Source organism: Peptostreptococcus sp. D1 (assembly GCF_900112955.1).
In the GTDB taxonomy this organism is placed as follows: Bacteria; Bacillota; Clostridia; order Peptostreptococcales; family Peptostreptococcaceae; genus Peptostreptococcus.
The window spans coordinates 1-14,473 of the sequence record NZ_FONP01000003.1; the positions used below are offsets into that span (position 1 = coordinate 1).

The 14,473-nt window shown below is 31.7% G+C and carries 16 protein-coding genes and 1 riboswitch; of the genes, 13 read left to right on the forward strand and 3 right to left on the reverse strand.

What is annotated here, in order from left to right:
- Nucleotides 1-22 precede the first annotated feature (22 nt).
- The 7 genes from BM120_RS03760 to dnaJ all read left to right on the forward strand — a co-directional run bounded on the left by BM120_RS03760 (nt 23) and on the right by dnaJ (nt 6,441).
- The gene (locus BM120_RS03760) at nt 23-340 is read left to right on the forward strand and encodes a hypothetical protein (protein ID WP_091993400.1); all 318 of its coding nucleotides are present in this window, start codon (nt 23-25) and stop codon (nt 338-340) included.
- Nucleotides 340-543: a crAss001_48 related protein gene (locus BM120_RS10860; RefSeq protein WP_177187367.1), complete on the forward strand. Its 204-nt coding sequence runs from the start codon at nt 340-342 to the stop codon at nt 541-543. The genes BM120_RS03760 and BM120_RS10860 overlap by 1 nt, the downstream gene beginning before the upstream one ends.
- Before the next feature lie 110 nt (nt 544-653).
- The gene (locus BM120_RS03765) at nt 654-1,280 is read left to right on the forward strand and encodes a DUF4355 domain-containing protein (protein ID WP_091993401.1); all 627 of its coding nucleotides are present in this window, start codon (nt 654-656) and stop codon (nt 1,278-1,280) included.
- 260 nt (nt 1,281-1,540) lie between these two features.
- Nucleotides 1,541-2,554 carry a heat-inducible transcriptional repressor HrcA gene (gene hrcA / locus BM120_RS03770; RefSeq protein WP_091993403.1) on the forward strand — a complete coding sequence of 338 codons (1,014 nt, stop codon included), beginning with the start codon at nt 1,541-1,543 and terminating at the stop codon, nt 2,552-2,554.
- A gap of 20 nt (nt 2,555-2,574) precedes the next feature.
- The gene (gene grpE / locus BM120_RS03775; RefSeq protein WP_091993405.1) at nt 2,575-3,201 is read left to right on the forward strand and encodes a nucleotide exchange factor GrpE; all 627 of its coding nucleotides are present in this window, start codon (nt 2,575-2,577) and stop codon (nt 3,199-3,201) included.
- Between the two features lie 144 nt (nt 3,202-3,345).
- On the forward strand, nt 3,346-5,184 hold the full coding sequence (gene dnaK, locus BM120_RS03780) for a molecular chaperone DnaK (RefSeq protein ID WP_091993407.1): 1,839 nt from the start codon (nt 3,346-3,348) through the stop codon (nt 5,182-5,184).
- Between the two features lie 96 nt (nt 5,185-5,280).
- Nucleotides 5,281-6,441: a molecular chaperone DnaJ gene (gene dnaJ, locus BM120_RS03785; RefSeq protein WP_091993409.1), complete on the forward strand. Its 1,161-nt coding sequence runs from the start codon at nt 5,281-5,283 to the stop codon at nt 6,439-6,441.
- A 103-nt stretch (nt 6,442-6,544) separates the two neighbouring features.
- Here the strand turns inward: dnaJ and BM120_RS03790 are convergent, their stop codons facing one another.
- The gene (locus tag BM120_RS03790) at nt 6,545-7,291 is read right to left on the reverse strand and encodes a class A sortase (protein WP_091993410.1); all 747 of its coding nucleotides are present in this window, start codon (nt 7,289-7,291) and stop codon (nt 6,545-6,547) included.
- Nucleotides 7,292-7,566: 275 nt separating this feature from the next.
- On the opposite strand from BM120_RS03790, the gene BM120_RS03795 reads away from it, so the two are divergent.
- The 4 genes from BM120_RS03795 (at nt 7,567) to BM120_RS03810 (ending at nt 10,851) form a co-directional block, all read left to right on the forward strand.
- Complete coding sequence (locus tag BM120_RS03795) at nt 7,567-7,917, forward strand: hypothetical protein (protein ID WP_091993412.1); 351 nt, start codon at nt 7,567-7,569, stop codon at nt 7,915-7,917.
- 86 nt (nt 7,918-8,003) lie between these two features.
- A riboswitch (SAM riboswitch) is annotated at nt 8,004-8,102 on the forward strand.
- Nucleotides 8,103-8,279: 177 nt separating this feature from the next.
- Nucleotides 8,280-9,248 (forward strand): methionine ABC transporter ATP-binding protein, encoded by a 969-nt coding sequence (locus BM120_RS03800; protein ID WP_091993413.1) that lies wholly within the window; start codon nt 8,280-8,282, stop codon nt 9,246-9,248.
- A complete protein-coding gene (locus BM120_RS03805; protein WP_091993415.1) occupies nt 9,238-9,891 on the forward strand; it encodes a methionine ABC transporter permease in 654 nt (217 codons plus the stop codon). The genes BM120_RS03800 and BM120_RS03805 overlap by 11 nt, the downstream gene beginning before the upstream one ends.
- 126 nt (nt 9,892-10,017) lie before the next feature.
- Nucleotides 10,018-10,851: a MetQ/NlpA family ABC transporter substrate-binding protein gene (locus BM120_RS03810; protein WP_091993416.1), complete on the forward strand. Its 834-nt coding sequence runs from the start codon at nt 10,018-10,020 to the stop codon at nt 10,849-10,851.
- Between the two features lie 183 nt (nt 10,852-11,034).
- Here BM120_RS03810 and BM120_RS03815 read toward each other — a convergent pair whose 3' ends face one another.
- Nucleotides 11,035-12,078: a DUF1002 domain-containing protein gene (locus BM120_RS03815; protein WP_091993418.1), complete on the reverse strand. Its 1,044-nt coding sequence runs from the start codon at nt 12,076-12,078 to the stop codon at nt 11,035-11,037.
- 152 nt (nt 12,079-12,230) lie between these two features.
- On the opposite strand from BM120_RS03815, the gene BM120_RS03820 reads away from it, so the two are divergent.
- Nucleotides 12,231-12,665, forward strand: coding sequence for a type I restriction enzyme HsdR N-terminal domain-containing protein (locus BM120_RS03820; RefSeq protein ID WP_091993419.1), 435 nt, complete (start codon nt 12,231-12,233; stop codon nt 12,663-12,665).
- Between the two features lie 124 nt (nt 12,666-12,789).
- Here the strand turns inward: BM120_RS03820 and BM120_RS03825 are convergent, their stop codons facing one another.
- Entirely contained in the window at nt 12,790-13,743 is a 954-nt protein-coding gene (locus BM120_RS03825) for a polysaccharide deacetylase family protein (RefSeq protein ID WP_091993421.1), read from the reverse strand.
- Between the two features lie 215 nt (nt 13,744-13,958).
- Here BM120_RS03825 and BM120_RS03830 point away from each other — a divergent pair, with 215 nt between their 5' ends.
- Nucleotides 13,959-14,471, forward strand: a complete 513-nt coding sequence (locus BM120_RS03830) for a rubredoxin-like domain-containing protein (protein WP_091993423.1) — start codon at nt 13,959-13,961, stop codon at nt 14,469-14,471.
- Nucleotides 14,472-14,473 lie beyond the last annotated feature (2 nt).

Genomic DNA, 14,473 nt, shown 5'->3' on the forward strand with positions numbered 1-14,473 from the left:
ACATTAAGCGGAGATATTTAAAATGATGAATAAAATAAAAATAGGTTGGAAAGAATTTGATATTGAACACATTGAAAAAGAAAAGGCAAGATTGAATGTAGTAAGTGGCGACTGCTATGGAGAGATTCATTTTGATAAAAATAAAATTTATTTAAATAATGAATTTTCAGATGAACAGAAACAAGCAACTTTAATACATGAGGTGTTGCATGGAATCGAAAGAATGTATTCAATTGATAGCTTAGATGAAGATACAGTAACAAGGCTAGGAAATGCGTTGTATACAGTATTAATTGATAATAATTTAGAAATTGTAAAAAAAGAAAGAGAGGTAAAATGATGAATTACATTGAAAGAATGGAACAGGAATATATAGAACTTACAGGAAGGTTAGAAAAATTATACAAAGGCATAAAAACGCTTGAAGGTCTTACGGCTGATGAACTAGGTTTAATGTACGCACAGTACTATGTTATGAAAAATTATGAAGAAGTGTTGTCAAGAAGAATTTCATTAGCAAAAGAATTAGGGAAAAGGAAATAAAAAAGTGGATTAACTCTATTTCTTATGTGGAGATAGAGAAAGTATATATCGACCTAGACACGTCGTTAAAAGGTCTTATTTTATTACAATGAAAGGAGTAACTATAAGGGATGAGAGATAACTTACAGGGACTAATAAGAATGAATTTACAGCTTTTGGCAGAGGATACAGGAGCTGGTAATGGTGAGGAAAATAATCCACCAGATGCAAAAGAGGGTAAAACTTATACGGATGAGGAGTTGCAGAAATTAATTCAATCTGAATCTGATAAAAGGGTTACACAGGCTATGAAAACTGCTGAGCTGAAATGGCAAAAGGAATATGAAAAGAAGCTAGAGGATGAAAAATCAGAGGCTGAGAAGCTTGCTAAGATGACAGCAGACGAAAGGGCAAAAGCTAAATTTGAAAAAGAAAAACAGGAATTTGAACAGGAAAGAATAAAATTTCAAAGAGACCAATTGGAACTAGAAACAGTAAAAGAACTTGGTAAACAAGGGCTTGATGTTGAATTTAGTTCTTTTTTAATGGGTGAAAATGCTGAAGCAACAAATGAAAATATCAAGCTGTTTAAAGAAAAATTTGATAGTGCAGTTGAAAGGGCTGTTACTGAAAGGTTAAAAGGAAACACACCCAAGACTACTGATAAGAATACTACGATATCTGTGGATAGTCTAAAGGATATGACCGTTGATGAAATCAATGCAAATTGGGATTCAATCAAGGGAATGAAGCTATAAGAGAAAAGGAGATTAATATATGTCAATAAAGAATTTTATACCTAATTTGTATTATTTAGTACATATCAATTTGTTGGTTTGTATTTGAAATTAAATGAAAAGGATGTTGTTTATAGAGTAATTTTCTTTATTTAATTTTTTTAAAAAAATTGTTGACATATATTTTAAATAGTGGTATAAATGTATTAGATAGTTTTAGCACTCTAGTTAAATGAGTGATAACAAAAGAATGATTTAAGTTTATGAGAGAAGGTGATACTATGGATCTTACTGAAAGACAATTAAATATACTTAAGGCCATAGTGAAGGACTATATAGAGACGGCTGAGGCAGTCGGTTCAAGGACATTGTCTAAGAAATACAATCTGGGTATATCAGCTGCTACTATTAGAAATGAAATGTCTGACCTTGAAGATATGGGATATTTGGTACAACCACATACATCAGCAGGAAGAATACCAACACAAAAAGGATATATATTATATGTAGATTTTTTGATGGGAAACAGTGAATTAGAAGCTCATGAAAAAGAAATTATTCAGAAATGTATTAAAAGTAATTTTGAGAAGGTAGATAGTTTAATTGAAGAACTTTCGAAATTATTATCAAGTTTAACTAACTATACGACTATAACCGTTTACGACAATCATAGTGAAACTTCAATAATAAAATATATTCAGCTTGTGAACTTGTCAGTGGATAAAATACTTTTGATCGTGGTGTCCGAGGATGGTGAAATAAAGAGTCAAGAATTTATTACTACAGAAGAGCTACCTCAGGCCAAATTAAATGTAATATCATCAAACTTGACGAACAAACTATCTGGTAAAAAAATTGGTGATTTGGATGAAAATATGATTGAGTATATTAAATATGAAATTGGAGAATATTCTGATATAGTAGATGACTTGATTGATTTATTAAACGATGTGGCAGATGAAGATTTCAAAATTTCTTTGAATGGAGCTACGAATATATTCAATTATCCTGAGTTTAATGATATGGTAAAGGCAAAATCATTTTTAAATATGCTAGAGGAAAAGGACCACATTGCCAAAATGATTGGAACAAAAGGAATACAGAAAGATAATTTAAACATTGTAATCGGAAATGGTGAAAATAATATTAGTACCGATTTGAGTATTATAACAGCGACCTATAATGTTCAAGATAATATGCAAGGTAAAATTAGCTTTATTGGACCTACTAGAATGGATTATTCGAAAGTATATTCTATATTAAATTATATGAGCTTGCTGCTTGATGGTAAGTGATAGGGTAAAGGGGTGTAAAAATGGAAAATGAAAAGAAAGATATTGATAATCTTCAAGATGATGTAGCTGTGAGTGAAGAGATTGACAAGAATGTAAACTTGGAGCAAGAGAGCTGTTCAGATAAAGAAGTTTTAGAATCTGAATCTGATGGAATATGCTCCAATGACGATGAAAACTCACAAAATGAAGAATCTGAACCAGCACTAAGGATTGGCTTACTGGAAAAAACAATCAAAGATAAAGAAGATGCTTATCTTAGGTTAAATGCTGAGTATTCAAATTACAGAAGAAGAACATCAGAGGAAAAGTTGACAATCGGTTTGTTTGCAAATGAAAAAATAATGAGTGAGCTAATTCCAATAATTGACAATATGGAGAGAGCATTATCATCATTTGATGAGAAAGAGTCTTCTATGTATCAAGGTGTGGATTTAGTATACAAACAATTGATTGATGTACTTGCTAAGCAAGGCTTGGAAGAAATATACCCTAAGATGGGGGATGATTTTGATCATAATTTTCATATGGCAGTACTTCAGGAGCCTAGCGAAGAATTTGAAGCTGGAAAGGTGACAATGGTACTTCAGAGAGGCTATAAGCTTGGTAAAAAAGTTTTAAGAGCTGCCATGGTTAAGGTTTCAAGCTGATAATATATGATAATTTATAATATCAGATTAAGAAAAGATAATCATTACTAAGAGTAAATAAAATATAGTATGAAATATTAAAAAATATTTACAATAATAAAAAAATAATATATTAATTTAGAAAAAATTTTTGGAGGTAATAAAATGTCAAAGGTAATAGGAATAGATTTGGGTACTACAAACTCATGTGTCGCAGTTTTGGAAGGTGGAGAGCCTGTAATAATACCAAATAACGAAGGTATGAGAACGACTCCTTCTGTTGTGGCTTTCACAAAGGATGGAGAAAGAATAGTTGGTGAACCAGCAAAAAGACAGGCAGTTACAAATGCTGAGAGAACAATAACTTCAATAAAAACTCATATGGGTACTGATTACAAAGTGGATATTGATGGAAAGGCATACACTCCACAGGAAATTTCTGCAATTATTCTTCAGAAGCTAAAGGCTGATGCTGAAAGCTATTTGGGAGAAAAGGTTACAGAGGCTGTAATTACAGTTCCAGCATATTTTACAGACGCTCAAAGACAGGCGACAAAGGATGCTGGTAAAATAGCTGGACTTGAAGTAAAGAGAATTATAAATGAACCAACAGCGGCTTCATTGGCTTATGGTATGGATAAATTGGAGCAAGAAAAGAAAATATTAGTGTTTGACCTTGGTGGAGGTACATTCGACGTTTCAATTCTTGAAATTGGAGATGGTACCTTTGAGGTTCTTGCTACAGCAGGTAATAATAGACTTGGTGGTGATGACTTCGATAAAATTATCATCGACTATTTGGCTGATGAGTTTAAGAAATCAGATGGTGTTGACCTAAGAAGCGACAAAATGTCTTTACAGAGATTAAAAGAAGCAGCTGAAAAGGCAAAAAAAGAGCTATCTTCAACAATGACTACAAACATCAATTTACCATTTATTACAGCAACAGCAGAAGGTCCAAAGCACTTAAACATCGACCTTACGAGAGCAAAATTCAACGAATTAACAGCATCTCTTGTTGCTAAGAGTATGGAGCCTACAAAGCAGGCTATAAAGGATGCTGGAATTTCGGTTTCTGAAATAGATGATGTTTTATTGGTTGGTGGATCTACAAGAATACCAGCAGTTCAAGAAGCCGTTAAGAATTTTATAGGAAAAGAGCCTCACAAGGGAATAAATCCAGATGAATGTGTTGCAGCTGGAGCATCTGTACAGGCTGGTGTGTTGACAGGTGAAGTAAATGATATATTGTTGCTAGATGTAACTCCACTTTCTCTAGGAATAGAAACATTAGGTAATGTATTTACAAAGATTATAGAAAGAAATACTACTATACCTACTAAGAAATCTCAGGTATTCTCTACTGCAGCTGATAATCAAACAGTAGTTGATATTCATGTTCTTCAGGGTGAAAGAGCAATGTCATATGACAATACAACTCTTGGTAGATTCCAGCTTACAAATATTCCACCGGCAAGAAGAGGAGTTCCTCAGATAGAAGTAACTTTCGATATAGATGCAAATGGTATTGTTAACGTTACAGCAAAGGATCTTGGAACTGGTAAGGAACAGAAAATAACAATAACTTCAAACACAAATATGTCTGAAGAAGAAATTGAAAAGAAGATAAAAGAAGCTGAAGCAAATGCAGAGGCAGATAAGCAGAAAAAAGAAAAAATTGAAGCTGTTAACCATGCTGAATCAGTTGCATATCAGACTGAGCAAACTCTTAACGAGCATGGTGAAAATATAAAGGCAGAAGATAAGAGCGAGATAGAAGCTGCGATTGCAAAGGTTAGAGAGGTTAAAGATAAGCAGGATGCCACTGTAGATGAAATAAGGGGTGCAATTGATGAACTAATGAATAAGTTCCAAAAAATATCACAGGAAATATATGCCAATGCTCAAGCTCAGCAGGGACAGGCAGCAGAATCTGAAGGTCAATCAGATCCAAAAGATGATAATGTAGTAGATGCTGATTTTACAGAAGTTGATGATAAATAATAAATTGTTTTAGATATCAATGGCTTGTAGTTTTTCTACAAGCTATTGTTTCTGTAAAAAATAATGTCAAAATAATTTAGGAAAGTAGGTGCTATCATGGCGTCAAATAAAGATTTTTATGAAATACTAGGGGTATCGAAATCCGCTGATGAAAAGGAAATAAAAAAAGCATATAGAAAAATGGCTATGAAATACCATCCTGACAAAAACCCCGATGACAAAGAAGCTGAGGAAAGATTTAAAGAAGTAAATGAGGCATATGAAATACTATCTGATCCTGAAAAAAGGAGAATGTATGATCAGTATGGTGCAGATGCTTTTAATGGACAAGGTGGTTTCGGAGGTGCTGGAGGATTTAGCGGTGCTGGCGGCTTTGAAGATATTTTCGATATGTTTGGAGATGTATTCGGTGGCGGAAGAGGCTTTGGTGGATTTGGAGGCTTCAGTGGTTCTTCAAGACGTGGTCCTAGGAGAGGCGATGATATCAGACAATCTATAACGTTGGATTTCTTGGATGCTGTTTTCGGTAAAAAAGTATCGATAAAGGTTACGAGAAATGAAGAGTGTGATGTGTGTCATGGTACAGGAGCGAAGCCGGGTACATCTAAAAAAACCTGCCAAACATGTAATGGATCTGGTGTGGTAAGAGATGTAAAGAATACCCCATTTGGAAACATAGCAACACAAAGAGAATGTCCAACTTGTCATGGTACAGGAGAGGAAATAGAAAGTCCATGTACGAATTGTCATGGAAAAGGCTATGTTAGAAAAACAAAAACAGTAGAGGTAGACATTCCAGCAGGCATTGATGATGGACAGGCTATCAGACTTGCAGGTCAAGGTGAATATGGAGAGCTTGGTGGACCGAGAGGAGATTTAATTTTAATAATAAATGTCAGAGATCATAAGATGTTCCAGAGAGATGGCTTTGATATTTATATGAATATGCCAATATCGTTTGTTCAAGCAGCATTGGGTGATGATATACAAGTTCCAACCGTAGATGGTGACGTTAAATACTCAATTCCTGAAGGAACTCAAACAGGAACTGTATTTAGATTGAAAGGCAAGGGAGTTCAAAAGCTTAATTCTCAGGGCAGAGGTGATCAATATGTCAAGGTAAATGTGGAAGTGCCAAAAAAATTGACAGATAAGCAGGTAAGCCTATTGAAAGAATTTGCAAAAGAAGCTGGAGAGGCTGTTACTGGAAACAGAAAAACTTTTGGTCAAAAAATTGAAGATTTTTTTACAAAATAGTACGATAATAAGCTAGCACATCTATTAAAAATAAATGTGCTAGTTTTCTTGTTTGCCAATAATTATCAATTTGTAGAATGCTGATTGTATGTATTAAAAAGGTTTAATTAAAGTCATAACCAAAAGCATTTTTCATGTCCTGATTTGCATCAGAAGCTGGTATTTTTCCACTATACGTTGCTTTAACCATATACCTTAGGCTACCATCGTCATTACAAGTGATAAGAGTAAGCTCTGTTATTCCCTCAGAATCGTTTATTACATCAACCTGTGTTGGTTTGATTGTCGTTATAGATAATGTATCATAAATATAAATAAAGCTAAAATCAGTCAAATAAATTATATTTCCTTGATTAATTTTTGCCAATGGTGAGAATAAAATTTTTGGAGAGTCTGGATAATTATGTCCTGCCAGTGCATAATTTCCGCTACCCATTACTTGATTTTCCTTCATAGTACCAGCACCATAAGCAAGATTGTAATTGTTCAGTGCATCGAAAATAGGAAGGCTTAAATTAATAGCTGGTATTGCTATTGCACCACTAGCATTGTTAAAATTAACCTTATTTTTTGCATTTACAACCGTTTGAAGACTCAATCTTTCAACATTGTCAAAATTATAATCTGCTTTGGAAATATTTTTTTCCTTGTTTTTAGCATTTTTTGATGCATTAATCAATATTTTGCTTTTATTACTCTCGTATTCACTGATATTTTCATTTAATAAATGACTTTTTAATGGCTTTGATAAGAAGAGACATAGAGCAATAATAAGAAAAATAATCCCTAATGTTAATCTTAGATTTACTTTATTCTTTCTTTCTTTTAATTTTCTTTGACGTCTAGACATATTTTCTCCTTTCAGATAGAATATTAATATTTTTATTATAACATACAATTATTACTAAAAGAATAAAATATTTTTCATGTATAGATTCGTGAATGTGTCTGTTTATTATTGTGTGAAATTATGATATAATTAAAGGGCGAAAGCTCTTTGAAAAATAAAAATATCGATGTATAAAACAGTGGTGATTTAGATAAAAAATATTTTATGTTATATACTTATATACCTTTGTTTACAGTTTTTCTGCTGTTATGATTGTGATTTTGGAGGAATAGATAATGTCTAAAAATAAGAAAAAACAAAAACCTTACTATAAAGTTATGACTACAAATAATAAAATAGAAAAAGAATCAAAAGCTTTAGATCTAACAAAAAACACAACTTTTATGCTGGGTGTTGGATTTATTTTACTAATGTATTCAAAATATGTTTCTAATAATCTATTTTCAAGACTTACAGCAATTTTAGGATTACTGATAATGCTGTTTGGAATATATAGCTCAATAAAAAATAATAGAATAAAGGAAAACAAAAATAAAATTAATTATATAATTGATTATGGTGCTCTAATACTAATAGTTGCAACATTATTGTTTAATATTTATATTCTGATTATGAAAAATATTTAAATAATACACAAAAATATTTAAATTATATATTGACAAATTGTCTCATTAGTAATATCATAAATAGCATAGTAAAAAATTAAATACATCTCTTATCAAGAGTGGTGGAGGGACTGGCCCTATGAAACCCGGCAACCTGATATTTATCAAGGTGCTAATTCCAGCGACTTTATGTTGATAGATGAGTAGAATTTCGTGTCTGGTGTGAATTTTACTCCGGGCTTTTTTATTATATTTTTTAAAAAAACATAATAAAATTTGTAATATACAGATTAAAATTATATTTATAAATTTTTGATAATTTTTATTAAAATTTAGAATTTTTGGTATATATTAATTATAAAATTTAGAAAGGGAGTTAAATAATGATTGAGATAAAAAATGTGAATAAATATTTTGGTGAAAATCAAGTGCTGACCGATGTAAGTGTAGATATTGAACAAGGAGAAATCTTCGGCATTATTGGACATAGTGGGGCGGGTAAATCAACGCTTTTGAGATGTATAAATAGATTGGAAACATTTGATAGTGGAAATATAGTAGTAGATGGTAACAATGTAGGTAATCTCAATGAAAAAGAATTGAGGGAGCTAAGAAAAAATCTCGGAATGATTTTTCAACATTTCTCACTACTGGAAAGAAAAACAGTATTTGAAAATGTGGCTTTGCCAATGGAGTGCTTTGGATTTCCTAGGGATGAGATAAAGAGAAGAGTTGAGGAATTGCTTGATTTAGTAGGCATATTAGATAAGAAAGATGACAAGCCTAGAAATTTATCTGGAGGTCAAAAACAAAGGGTAGCAATTGCGAGAGCACTTACAATGAGTCCCTCTGTATTGCTTTGTGATGAGGCTACGTCAGCTCTTGATCCTAAAACAACTAATTCAATTCTTTCTCTTTTACAGGAAATAAATGAAAAGCTTGGAATAACAATAGTGATGGTAACTCACCAAATGGAGGTTATAAAACAGATTTGTACGAGAACTGCAATTATGGATGCTGGAAAGATACTTGAAATTGGAAATACTGAAGATATTTTCTTAAATAACAATAAACCTCTGAGAAAATTGCTTGGTGAAGAAAATATAGTTCTTCCGAGTGGAACAAATTTGAAATTATTATTTACAAATGATTTGTCTAATAAATCGATAATCACAGGTATGGCAAGAGAGCTAGATATAGATGTATCTATTGTATTTGGCAAATTAGAAAAATTTAGAGAAGATATATTGGGATCACTTATTATTAATATTCCAGAGGGGTCACTTGATAAGGTTGAACAATACTTAACAAATGTTGGAATGAGATGGCAGGAGGTAGACGATGAGCTTTAATGAGTATATTACAAATTTATTTCCACCAGCAATTTTACAAACCTTGTATATGATAATAGTACCTACTGTATTAGCATCAATTATGGGGTTTGTTATGGCAATTATATTAGTTATTACAAAAGATGGTGGATTAAAACCGAATAAAGCAGTAAACTGTGTGTTGGGATTTGTGGTAAATGTAATAAGAAGTTTTCCGTTTATGATATTGATTTTTGCGATGATACCACTTACAAGATTAATTGTTGGAACAAGTATTGGGGAAACAGCTGCTATTGTTCCGATAACAATAGGGTCTGCACCTTTCATAGCAAGACTTATGGAAAGTGCGTTAGATGAAGTCGACAAAGGACTAATTGAGGCAGCAAAATCTTTTGGTGCTACTAATACTCAAATAATTTTTAAAGTGATGGTAAAAGAAGCTATGCCGTCTATTGTGTCTGGTATTACTCTTTCAGTTATATCAATTTTGAGCTATACGGCGATGGCTGGTGTCGTAGGTGCTGGAGGATTGGGTAATGTTGCTCTGACTTATGGATATAGCTCTTTTGATTACAATGTAATGACTTTTACTGTTATCGCATTGGTTATCATCGTACAGATTATTCAAGGCTTGGGAGATATTGTGTACAAAAAAATAAAATAAGCTAATATTATCTAGTAGATTAACAGAGCAAATAAATTAAAAAATAACAAATTATAAAAATAAGGTAAAAGCAAACTTTTTAAAAATAAGTTTGTTGATATAAAAAATTATTTTAGGAGGAATTTTATGAAAGCAAAAAAAATATTATCATTGGCGGCTGTTGCCGTATTATCATTAGGTCTTGTAGCTTGTGGAGCAAAATCAGGAGATAACTCAAGTGAATCTAAATCATCTTCAGATGAAAAGGTAATAAATATAGGTGCTACACCTAGCCCTCATGCAGAGATTTTAAATGAAGCTGTTAAACCGCTTTTAGAAAAAGAGGGATATACTGTAAATGTGAAGGTGTTTAACGACTATGTATTGCCGAACAAGGCATTGAATGAAGGTACATTAGATGCAAATTATTTCCAACATTTACCATACCTGGAAGAGTTTAACGCTCAAAATAATACGAAATTAACGTATACAGTTAAGGTTCATATAGAGCCGATGGGTGTATATTCTGATAAGGTAAAAAAAGTATCAGAAGTTAAAGATGGTGGAATAGTGGCTGTACCAAATGATCCTACAAATGAATCAAGAGCACTAAAAATACTTGAAAAAGAGGGGCTAATAAAGCTTGCTACTGGAAAAGAGCTGTTGAATAAGAATGATATTGTTGAGAATCCAAAGAAGCTTGAAATTAAAGAATTGGCTGCTGAACAGCTGCCATCAGCTTTAAAAGATGTTGATCTTGATGTAATCAATTCAAACTATGCATTGCAGGCGAAGTTGAACCCTGCTAAAGATTCTATAGCATTGGAATCGATAGACTCTCCATATGCAAATATAATCGCTGTTAAACCGGAAAATAAGGATTCTGAAAAAATAAAAGCATTAAGCAAGGCTGTTGCATCTCCAGAAGTTAAGAAATTTATTGAAGAAAAATATAATGGAGCAGTAATACCATCATTTTAATTAAGCATTGATTTGAAAGCTTAAAATATATCTTAAAAAACGGCTTACTCACTATATGCTGAATCAGATAGTTAGAAGAATTATCTAATTTGGAGCATCATAGAGTATGCCGTTTTTTAAAGCTTTGTAATGTTTTTTGTATTTTAGTTATAAATTACAAATTCACTATTAATATTATTCGGGTTAATTACTAGGAAGAAGTGATTTTATAAAATTGACTATTTTTTCAAAAAAACCACTTTCCTTTACTTGATTTCCAATATCGCCAGCAATGCTTGCAGCTGTGTTCAATCCTTCGGCAGTAGTGCTGATAACAGCATCAGATGACAACTTTGAGTCATCAAACCTATTAAAAAAGTTAGCAGCATCTTTATTATTATCCAAGAAAGATTTTATTGTATTTTGGAAACCTTTTAAATCAATATTTTCTCCAGACTCCTTTAATTTGCTTATAACATTTGCTGAAATATTATTCAATGTATCTTTAACGTCATTGTAATTGTAGCTTTGACTAGAAATATCTTTTAACAGATTTACAATAATATTTATATCGCCAGTCGTTAAATTTACATTGTAGTTATTTGCTACCTCTTTTACTGCATTTTCAATTTGCTTTTCGTCTTTTATTTTGTCCTTTATTACTTCCTTTTTTGCGTCATTTACTATTCCGGCAGCTTTGTCTTTTCCGATTTTTTCTGCCAGGTTTCCAGTAGTTATTAGCTCTTCATTTGCTAATTTTTTCTTTTTCTCAGTCAGAACTTCACCAGAAGACTTTTCAAATGCCATAATTATTCCTGTTAGAGCACCAGTACCACTTACAGGGAACGGAGCTGCTGCTACGACGTTTGCATTTTCCACTCCGGCCGTAGACAATGTAGACGCTATCATTGAGCTTGTAACCCAAGTTATATTTGAAGTCTTTACATTAATACCACCATCATTAGTTGGTACAACGTAGGAAGATGACATTGTAACTCTACCTATTTGTTCCTCTGGAGCTATGCCTGACAAATATTTTCTCTCTTGCTTATTATTTACATAGATAATATTCGGATTATTTTCATCTACACCAAAATAGTTTAATATCTCTTTTTTTTGAGTGTTATTTAAGTTTATTCCCAAAGTGATGACCTCAGATGTCGCATCTGCTTTTGATAGGGGAGACACTGACATCAAGATGATCATGGACATTATAATCATCGACATTCTTTTTAAAATTCTTTTCATTTTTTACCTCCATAAAAATCTAAAAGATTTAACCCCGAATTACTAAAGAGAATAAACCATTAGACTTAATTTTTCCTTTAACTTTATTATAGACTTTTAATGCATTTGAATGTTATAATAAACTAAAAGAATAGACTTGAAAGGAGATAATTATGTCTAAAGAATTAGTGAAGGACAGAGTAATAGAGTATCTAATCGATGAATTGGGTGTGCCAGAAAATATGATTGAGGTTGATACACCGCTATCAGAGTATGAGGAAGGTATAGAGGGTACTATTGATATTACAGTAGTAACAGAGGACGATAATGGATTTTTGCTTCCATTGATGGTAGTGCAGTGTATTGATGACGATATAGAATTGACTGAAAGCGTAGTAGAAGCACAGATGGACTTTTTAGAATTGATTGATGATACAACACAGGTAGGAAGAATAATTTTGACGAATGGCGATCAGATGATGTATGCCGATTGGAATGGCACTGAATTGGAAGATGAAGAAGCATTGCCAAATTATGAAAGCTTGATTGAAGAGTACAAAGAGCTTGAAAGAGAGTATTTAGAACACGAATATAATCATGAAAATTAGGAAAACAAATATAGTTTGAATTATAAAAAATGGGTTACGATGTCGTAACCCATTTTATGCATATTCACAAAAGATTATAAAGCTGATATACTTACATAAGCATTATATATAAATGCAAATGAATTTATACTAATGTCTTAAATTCGTATCCGTTGCTTTTATAATATTTAATCATCTTATCTAAGTATTTAACAGTTTCTTCTTTTCCGTATGTATCATGCATTAACAAAACTATCAAATTATTTCCTGCACTTGATTTTACAGCAAAATCATAAAGCTGATCTGCATTCTTTTTAGCACCTTCTGCATCACCATTTAAGGCATTCCAGTCAATTGACGCCATATTGTTTTTAATCATGTATTCATTTAATGGAGTTGTTTCTTTCCAAGATAACTGCCCGCCTGGACATCTAATAACTCTTGTGGAGAAGTTATCCATACCCAATGATTTATTGATTAATTTACTGTTTTTGTTAAAGTCTTCCAAAAAATTGTTCATATTTAACACTCTTGAAGGATATAGATATGAATAGTCGTGAGTATATGAATGGTTACCTATTGCATGACCCTCTTCATAAATTTGCTTTAATATTTCTGGCGCACCATCCATTCTCAATGACCTACCAATAACGAAAAAAGTTCCCTTTACACCGTTGTTTTTTAATATCTCTAAGACCTTTGGCGTATTTGTTGTTGATGGACCATCATCGAATGTCAAGAAAACTTCTTTTTTTCCACCGTTCTCATAGTCATACGCATTCAAAGCATTCCAAACTTTTTGGGCATCAACACCTACTTTTTCTTTAAATTGTTTTTTCTGACCGACAACTTTTTGATTATCCTGGTTGTTTTCGAGAAGCTTTTTAAGTTTTTCTTTGTTTTCCATTTCAATTCTTGTTATTTCTTGCTTATGTCTATAAGCAAGTGCAATTTTTACACATCCTCCGATTGTAACGACAATTAGAAGTAACAAAAGAACTTTTTTCATATTTAATCTTTTTCTTCTTTTCCTACCTCTAGAATTTTTTGAAAAATTAATGTTTGCACTTGAATCTTTTTTTCTATTTTTTTTAGTCATATTCAACCTCCTTAATTATATTTTACTATATATTATCTTATTGTTAAAGGGTATATTATTAATATTAATAATAAAAAAAATATGAAAGAAAATATAGAGAGATGGTTTTTTTTATAAACTAATTAGTAAAAATATGGTATAATAAGGTAGGTAGTAAATAGAATTGATACTTTTATTATATCAATAAGTTATTATTTTATCGCAGAGGTGCAATTATGAGGAAATTTAAGTGTAGAGAATGTGGTTATCTTCATATTGGAGATCAACCTCCATCAATTTGTCCAGTGTGTGCTTTTGATTCAAATGTCTTTTTTGAGTTAGATGATAATAAGGATTTGTCATCAGGTTATTTTGAGATGTTGGATACTGCAGATTCTACGACAATAAAGATTATTAGAAATATTTTTGATGCATATAGTGAGTTGGCAATTATTTCGTTAGCTATGTCTATTCAGGCTAACTATGAAGCGAGAGGAAAGGATGTTATTGACAGTTTGGAATGTCTAAGCAAAGAATTGTCAAATCAAGCAACGATTTATGCTATGTTTCTAGGAGAATTTTTGGAGTTTAATACAGAATTGAATATAAGAGATCTTAAAAAGAAAATTGCAAAATTAATGTCAAAAAATAATGAATTAAAGAATAATATAGAGCTTGATTATCCAGAATACAAGAAAATAATTGATAAAAATAATAAAAAACTAGAAAATTTAATAGTTAAAATATAAAA